General features: G+C 67.9%; 7 protein-coding genes. 5 read left to right on the top strand and 2 right to left on the bottom strand.

The window, feature by feature from the left end; all coding sequences use genetic code 11:
- The 3 genes from BN972_RS30805 to BN972_RS10480 form a co-directional block, all read left to right on the top strand.
- Nucleotides 1-870: hypothetical protein (locus tag BN972_RS30805; RefSeq protein ID WP_200869707.1), on the top strand; the 870-nt coding region annotated here is incomplete at its 5' end.
- A 67-nt stretch (nucleotides 871-937) separates the two neighbouring features.
- Entirely contained in the window at nucleotides 938-3,106 is a 2,169-nt protein-coding gene (uvrB, locus tag BN972_RS10475; protein WP_036356001.1) for an excinuclease ABC subunit UvrB, read from the top strand.
- On the top strand, nucleotides 3,103-4,518 hold the full coding sequence (locus BN972_RS10480; RefSeq protein ID WP_036356005.1) for an MFS transporter: 1,416 nt from the start codon (nucleotides 3,103-3,105) through the stop codon (nucleotides 4,516-4,518). Before uvrB ends, BN972_RS10480 begins: the two co-directional genes overlap by 4 nt.
- 172 nt (nucleotides 4,519-4,690) lie before the next feature.
- On the opposite strand, the gene BN972_RS10485 is transcribed toward BN972_RS10480, so the two are convergent.
- On the bottom strand, nucleotides 4,691-6,262 hold the full coding sequence (locus BN972_RS10485; RefSeq protein WP_036356008.1) for a mannosyltransferase: 1,572 nt from the start codon (nucleotides 6,260-6,262) through the stop codon (nucleotides 4,691-4,693).
- A 188-nt stretch (nucleotides 6,263-6,450) separates the two neighbouring features.
- Here BN972_RS10485 and BN972_RS10490 point away from each other — a divergent pair, with 188 nt between their 5' ends.
- Nucleotides 6,451-6,891 (top strand): universal stress protein, encoded by a 441-nt coding sequence (locus BN972_RS10490; protein ID WP_036356011.1) that lies wholly within the window; start codon nucleotides 6,451-6,453, stop codon nucleotides 6,889-6,891.
- 3 nt (nucleotides 6,892-6,894) lie between these two features.
- On the opposite strand, the gene BN972_RS10495 is transcribed toward BN972_RS10490, so the two are convergent.
- Nucleotides 6,895-7,572, bottom strand: a complete 678-nt coding sequence (locus BN972_RS10495) for an MBL fold metallo-hydrolase (RefSeq protein WP_036356013.1) — start codon at nucleotides 7,570-7,572, stop codon at nucleotides 6,895-6,897.
- Nucleotides 7,573-7,669: 97 nt separating this feature from the next.
- Between BN972_RS10495 and BN972_RS30290 the strand changes: the two genes are divergently transcribed.
- A partial coding sequence (locus BN972_RS30290; protein WP_036356016.1) for an excinuclease ABC subunit A occupies nucleotides 7,670-7,933 on the top strand: 264 nt, incomplete at its 3' end.

Below are 7,933 nucleotides of genomic sequence, written 5' to 3' on the forward strand. Positions count from 1 at the left end.
GCGCGGGCGGGTGGATCGGCGAGCGGCGGGGCGGGTGGCATCGGCGGCCACGGCGGCAAAGGCGGAACCGGCGACGTCGGCGGTGCGAGCGGGGCCGGCGGGGACGGCGCGTACGGCGGCAGAGGCGGGCTGCTACTGGGCAGCGGCGGTGCCGGCGGTTCGGGCGGTGGTGGTGGTGATATCGACCTGGACACGGACATGACGGGCAAGGGCGGTGCCGGCGGTGCGGGGGCACAGGGCGGTGCCGCCGGCCTGATCGGCAACGGCGGTGCCGGCGGCGACGGTGGCAACGGCGGACGCGGTGGGACCGCTTACGCAGGTGCTTCCGGCAGGACCGGCGGCAACGGTGGAGCCGGTGCGGTCGGCGGCGCGGGTGGACTGCTCTCTGGCGACGGCGGTGCCGGCGGGGCAGGCGGTGATGGGGGAGCCGGAGGCGTGGGCAAGAACGGCCGCAGCGGCGGAATCGGCGGCGGCGGCGGAGCCGGTGCAGCGGGCGGGGCTACCGGATTGATCGGCAACGGCGGAACCGGAGGGGACGGCGGTGACGGCGGCAAGGGTGGTGTAAGTGAGGGCGGCGGCAAGGGTGGCGCCGGCGGCGACGGTGGGGCGGGTTCCTTCGGTGCCGGCGGCGGAGCGCTGTATGGCAACGGCGGCGGTGGTGGTGCGGGCGGCGCCGGCGGCGCCGGCGGTTCGGGATTTAGCGGCACGGGTGACGACGGCATCGGCAAAAACGGTGGAAACGGCGGCAACGCACAGCTGATCGGTGACGGCGGAAACGGCGGCGCCGGGGGTGGTGGCGGCGCGGTTGGCGGCATTGGCGGACGGGGCGGCACCCTGGTCGGGAAAGCCGGAGCCAACGGGCCGTCGTAACTCGCTGCACCACGGGTGCCCGGCAAGAGGAATAAAGGCTGTCAGTGCCTGGCTTTACCCTGGTGTTATGGCTTTCGCCACCGAACACCCAGTAATCGCCCACTCCGAATACCGCGCCGTCGACGAGCTCGTTCGCACCGGCGCGCGCTTCGAGGTGGTCAGCCCACACCAGCCCGCGGGTGACCAGCCCGCCGCGATCGACGAGCTCGAGCGCCGCATCAAAGCGGGGGAGCACGACGTAGTGCTGCTCGGCGCCACCGGCACCGGCAAGTCCGCCACCACCGCCTGGCTGATCGAACGGCTGCAACGCCCCACCCTCGTGATGGCGCCGAACAAGACGCTGGCCGCCCAGCTGGCCAACGAGTTACGAGAGATGTTGCCGCACAACGCGGTTGAATACTTCGTCTCCTACTACGACTACTACCAGCCCGAGGCCTACATCGCGCAGACCGACACCTACATCGAGAAGGACAGCTCGATCAACGACGACGTCGAGCGCTTGCGGCACTCCGCGACATCGTCGCTGCTGTCCCGCCGCGACGTGGTGGTGGTGGCCTCGGTGTCCTGCATCTATGGCCTGGGCACGCCGCAGTCCTACCTCGACCGCTCGGTCGAGTTGCAGGTCGGGTTGGAGGTGCACCGCGACGCGTTGCTGCGGTTGCTCGTGGATGTCCAGTACACCCGCAACGACTTGTCCTTCACCCGCGGATCATTCCGGGTGCGGGGCGACACCGTCGAGATCATCCCGTCGTACGAGGAACTCGCGGTCCGCATCGAGTTCTTCGGCGACGAGATCGAGGCGCTGTACTACCTGCACCCGCTGACGGGTGAGGTGATCCGCCAGGTCGACTCGCTGCGTATTTTCCCGGCCACCCACTACGTGGCCGGCCCCGAGCGCATGGCGCAAGCGATTTCCACCATCGAGCAGGAGCTGGCGGAGCGGCTCGCCGAGTTGGAGGGTCAGGGCAAGCTGCTGGAGGCCCAGCGGTTGCGTATGCGCACCAACTACGACATCGAGATGATGCGACAGGTCGGCTTCTGTTCCGGCATCGAGAACTACTCCCGCCACATCGACGGGCGGCCGGCCGGATCGGCTCCCGCGACGCTGCTGGACTACTTCCCGGAAGACTTCCTGCTGGTCATCGACGAATCGCACGTCACGGTCCCGCAGATCGGCGGCATGTACGAGGGCGACATGTCCCGCAAACGCAACCTGGTCGAGTACGGGTTCCGGTTGCCTTCGGCGGTCGACAACCGGCCGCTGACCTGGGAGGAGTTCGCCGACCGGATCGGGCAGACGGTCTACCTGTCCGCCACTCCGGGCCCATACGAGCTCAGCCAGACCGGCGGCGAGTTCGTCGAGCAGGTGATTAGGCCGACGGGGCTGGTGGACCCGAAGGTCGTGGTCAAGCCGACCAAGGGGCAGATCGACGACCTGATCGGGGAGATCCGCAAACGCACCGAGGCCGACGAGCGGGTGCTGGTGACGACGCTGACCAAGAAGATGGCCGAAGACCTCACCGACTACCTGCTGGAGATGGGCATCCGGGTCCGATACCTGCACTCCGAGGTCGACACACTGCGCCGCGTCGAGCTGCTGCGCCAACTGCGGCTCGGAGAATACGACGTGCTGGTCGGCATCAACCTCCTCCGCGAGGGCCTGGACCTACCCGAGGTGTCGCTGGTGGCGATTCTTGACGCGGACAAAGAGGGTTTCCTGCGGTCCACCCGCAGCCTCATCCAGACCATCGGGCGCGCCGCCCGAAACGTGTCCGGTGAAGTGCACATGTACGCGGACAAGATCACCGACTCGATGAAGGAAGCCATCGACGAGACCGAACGGCGCCGGGCCAAGCAGATTGCCTACAACGAGGCCAACGGCATCGACCCGCAGCCGCTGCGCAAGAAGATCGCCGATATCCTCGACCAGGTCTACCGCGAGGCCGCAGATACTGAGGCCACCGACACAGTCCAAATCGGCGGATCCGGGCGCAACGCGTCCCGCGGCCGGCGCGCCCAGGGTGAACCCGGCCGGGCGGTCAGCGCCGGCGTAATTGAGGGACGCGACACCTCGAACATGCCGCGCGCCGAACTCGCCGACCTGATCAAGGACCTGACCGCGCAGATGATGGCCGCCGCCCGCGACCTGCAGTTCGAGCTCGCCGCAAGGTTCCGCGACGAGATCGCCGACCTGAAGAAAGAGCTGCGCGGGATGGACGCCGCCGGCCTGAAGTGACGGAGACAACGCAGCAAACCGGCAGTTGGCGTGGACTGCTCGGCCAACACCTGGGCACGTCGACGGTGCTGGCGGGCGGCGTCGCGATGTATGCCACCAACGAGTTCCTTACCGTCAGCCTGCTGCCCAGCACCATCAAAGAGATCGGCGGGGGCCGTCTCTACGCCTGGGTGGTCACCCTGTACCTGGTCGGATCCGTCGTCGCCGCCACCACCGTCAATCCGGTACTGCGCCGATTCGGGCCGCGCACGTCGTTCCTGATGGCGTTGGCCCTGTTCGGAGTGGCCAGCCTGGTCTGCGCGGCCGCGCCGAGCATGGAGGTGCTGATCGCCGGCCGCACCCTGCAGGGCGTGGCCGGCGGCACGCTGGCCGGCCTGGGCTACGCGCTGATCAACGCCGCGCTGCCGCGCTCACTGTGGACCCGGGGCTCGGCCCTGGTGTCGGCGATGTGGGGTGTCGCCACCGTAGTCGGGCCGGCGACGGGTGGGCTGTTCGCGCAATTCGGGTTGTGGCGCTGGGCATTTGGCGCGATGGCGCTCCTGACGGTGTTGATGGCGATCCTGGTCCCGGTCGTCCTGCGCGGTGATACCGGGGCGGACCGCCCGGCGCAACCGATCTCCGAGCTCAAGGTGCCGGTGTGGTCGCTGCTGCTGATCGGGGCGGCGGCGCTGGCGGTCAGCGTCGCGCAACTGCCGCGCCACGCATGGGCGATCGGCGCGTTGCTCGGCGTCGGCGTCCTGCTGATCGGTGCCTTCGTGCTGGTCGACCGCCGGGGCCGCGCGGTGGTGTTACCGCCCAGTGTGTTCGGCTCGGGCCCGCTCAAGTGGATTTACCTGACCATGGCCGTCCTGATGATGGCGGTCATGATCGATACCTACGTGCCGCTGTTCGGCCAGCGGCTGGGACACCTCACCCCGGTGGCCGCCGGCTTCTTGGGCGCATCGCTGGCGGTCGGCTGGACGGTCAGCGAGATCGTCAGCGCGTCATTGAGCAATCCCCGCACGATAGGCGTCGTCGTCCTGGCCGCACCCGTGGTGATGGCGGCCGGCCTGGCGGTCGGCGCCGTCAGCCAGCGTGCGGACGCGTCGATCGGTCTGGTCGCGGTCTGGGCGCTGTCGTTGCTGGTGGCCGGGACCGGCATCGGCATGGCCTGGCCGCACTTGTCGGCCCGCGCCATGGACTCGGTCGACGACCCAGCCGAAAGCGGCGCGGCGGCCGCGGCGATCAATACGGTGCAACTGATCTCGGCGGCCTTTGGGGCCGGACTGGCCGGCGTCGTCGTCAACACCGCCACTGGAGGCGACGTCGTGGAAGCGCGCTGGCTCTACACGGCCTTCACCGGGCTGGCCGCGATCGGCATCATCGCCTCCCACCGGGCCACTCGCCGCGACCGCCAGGCAGTCCGCGTCTAATCCGGCTCGTCGTCAGCATTAGCGCACCCCGGCGACGCCGTCGGTGAGCACCTGGGGGTCGCGTTGGCGATCGGGTTCCCGGAGACGTCATCGTCACCCGACCTGGCCGCTGTCCAGGCCGTGCGGATCGGCGTCGAGCTCGGTCAGCAGCCAGTTGCGCTGATCGCAGAGGCTACCGCGTCGACTTCACCACTTGGGAGTAGTGGAACTGCCAGCGCTCGACGATGTGGAAGCCCAGGTAGCTCGGGAACTGGTACACGGGCGTTCGGCCGAACGCGGTACCCGGCGAAAGTGATTGTCCTGTTTGATGATCCGGTAACGAGGTGTCCCGGTTAGTGATCGTCCACACAGCCGGGCACTTGTTGATCTTGGCTGTGGTCAACCACACCGCGACGTGGCCGTCCCACAACGCGCCGACCTTCGGTCCGTAGAAGCCGCGTTCCACGTCGATCAGCGAGCGGAACGCCGCCGGCCGGGTAGCCAGCAGCGCCCGGATCGGACCGGGCCGCCACGGCACCGTGTTGTCCACCAGCAGGCAGTCACCGGGAGCGGCGTTGGCGCTGATGACGTCGGCGACCTGGCTGTAGTCCCAGCCCTCCTTCGCGTACGGTCCGCGCTGGGTGAAGAGGTAATTCGGGAACGCGGCGACGGCCAGCACAATCACCAGCGCCACCACCTGCCACCGCTTACGGGCGATGGCGACGATGCAAATCGCAAGGATGACCGCCGCGGCCGGCGCGGTGTAGATCAGGTAGCGCGGGTAGTAGATCGGCTCGCCGACCGCCGAATAGATCAGCACGGCAGCCGTCGGCAGCACCACCCACAGCACACTGACCGCCAGCAACCGCCCCGTGCCGTCCTCGTGCCGTGACCACCCGGCCAGCCGCATCCCAATGGCGGCCAGCACCAGAACGCCGGAGGCGATCGCGAAAGCAACGCTGTGGTCGAAGTACTGCCGGTGCACGACGTCGAGGAACAGGTTCCGGTTGAGCCCAATGATCCAGCCGACCTGCCAGACTTGCTTGTGGGCGAACAGCATAAACGGCGTCATCGCCCCCAGGGCGGCGGCCGAACTCACCGCCAGCCAGATGGCCGGCCACTTTCGCGGCCGCCGGCCAGCCGCCAAAGGCAGGATTGCGGCGTAGACCAGCACCAGCAGCACGGTGTTGATGCTGACCAGAATCGACACCATCAACACGAGCGCGTAGGACAGCCACAACCGCGCTTGGTTGCGCCGCACCGCGGCCACCAGCAGTACCGTCAGCCACGCCGCCACCGCGACCGTCAGCGCCGACGACCGAGCTTCGATACCCGCCCATGTCACCCGCGGCAGGATGGCGAACACGGCGCCCGCGCACAGCGCGGTCGTTCGCCCGCAGAACTGCTTGCCGAACACCACCACTCCGGCCGCCGCGGCGCCGACGGCAAGAGCGCTGGGCACGCGCGACCAGAACTCCGTCGGCGGAAATATGGCGAACCAGCCGTGCATCAGCAGGTAGTACAGGCCGTGGACGGCGTCGATGTGGCCCAGCAACTTCCACAGCTCCGGCAACGTCCGGCTGGCCGCCGCCGAGATCGTGGCGCCCTCGTCGAACCACAGCGAAGGCCTGCTGGCCCACGCGCCGCTGATGATCGCGGTCAGGACGCCCACTGCCCAGGGATCGGCGAATCTGCCCCTGACACGAGTTGACGGCGCGGGTTCGGCGTCGTCAGCCAGGGGATTCTCGACGATCGTGACGGACATGATGGTTGTTAACTTTATGTGCAGTAGGCCGATTCGCGCGTCCGACCGCCAGTTCGGAAATCCCCGGACGTGACCCGGACTGCTTTGGGGTGGCAGCGTGAGGGCTGCCACGCCGCAAATCTCTCCCATCTATGTCCAGCAACGCGATACTGTCTTGGGTTGGCGGAAACCGACACCTGGGAGGGTAAATGAGCGCCTATCAAACCGTAGTCGTAGGGACCGACGGCTCGGATTCGTCGATGCGCGCGGTAGACAGGGCAGCCAGGATTGCGGGAGAGGACGCAAAGTTGATCATCGCGTCGGCGTATCTGCCTCAGCACGAGGACGCCCGCGCCGTCGATGCGCTCAAGAGCGAAAGCTACAAGGTGACCGGTACCGCCCCGATCTACGAGATCCTGCAGGACGCCAAGGAGCGGGCGCACATCGCCGGCGCGAAGAATGTCGACGAGCGAGCGATCGAAGGCGCCCCGGTGGACGCGCTGGTTCACCTTGCCGAGTCCGAGAATGCCGATCTGCTGGTGGTAGGCAACGTCGGGCTGAGCACCATTGCCGGACGCCTGCTGGGTTCGGTTCCGGCCAACGTCTCGCGCAAGGCGAAGGTCGACGTGCTGATCGTGCACACGACCTAGCGGTTACCAGCCGCGCTCGCGCCACTCGGCCAGGTGCGGGCGTTCGGCGCCCAACTCCGTGTCGTCGCCATGGCCGGGGTAGATCACGGTGGAGTCGGCGTACACGTCGAATACCCGGGTGGTGACGTCGCCGAGCAGTTGCTCGAAATCGCCGGGCTGCCAGGTCTTTCCGACGCCCCCCGGGAACAGGCAGTCGCCGGTGAACAGGTGAGTCACCCCGCCCGTCGGCGGCCCGCCCAGGGCCAGGGCAACCGACCCCGGGGTATGGCCCCGCAGATGCAGGACGTCGAATGTCAGCTCGCCGATCTGAACCGTGTCCCCGTGGGCCAGCAAACGATCCGGCTTGACCGGCAGCGGTTCGGCGTCGATCTCGTGGCACGCCGTCGGGGCTCCGGTCGCTTCGGCAACCGGCTGCAGCGCCTGCCAGTGGTCGAAATGCTGGTGGCTGGTCACGATCAGCGACAGCTTCGGCGCGTAGCGGGCGATCAGGTCGAGCAGGACTTCGGCGTCGTTGGCGGCGTCGATCAGCAGCGTCTCCCCGGTCGCGGAACATGTCACCAGGTAGGCGTTGTTGTCCATGGGACCTACCGACGCCTTCAGGATTGTGGCGCCCGGCAACGTGCGCAGCGCCGCCGTGCCCGGTTCGACGTGTCCGGTGTAGTTATCGCTCGCAGCGGTCATACCGGTCACGTTACTGGCCGCGGAAGACTTGTCGGTATGGGCACATAGCATGGGGAGAAGCTCTGTCTGTGAGGGAAAAACCGGTGAAAGGGAGTGCGTGGCTGACCGCCTGATTGTCAAAGGCGCGCGCGAGCACAATTTGCGTGGCGTCGACCTCGACCTACCCCGGGTCGCCCTGATCGTGTTCACCGGGCTGTCCGGCTCGGGCAAGTCCTCGCTGGCGTTCGACACCATTTTCGCCGAAGGTCAGCGCCGCTATGTGGAGTCACTGTCGGCGTATGCACGCCAGTTCCTCGGGCAGATGGACAAGCCGGACGTCGACTTCATCGAGGGATTGTCCCCGGCGGTGTCCATCGACCAG

The organism is Mycobacterium asiaticum DSM 44297, from assembly GCF_000613245.1.
GTDB classification, from domain to species: domain Bacteria; phylum Actinomycetota; class Actinomycetes; order Mycobacteriales; family Mycobacteriaceae; genus Mycobacterium; species Mycobacterium asiaticum.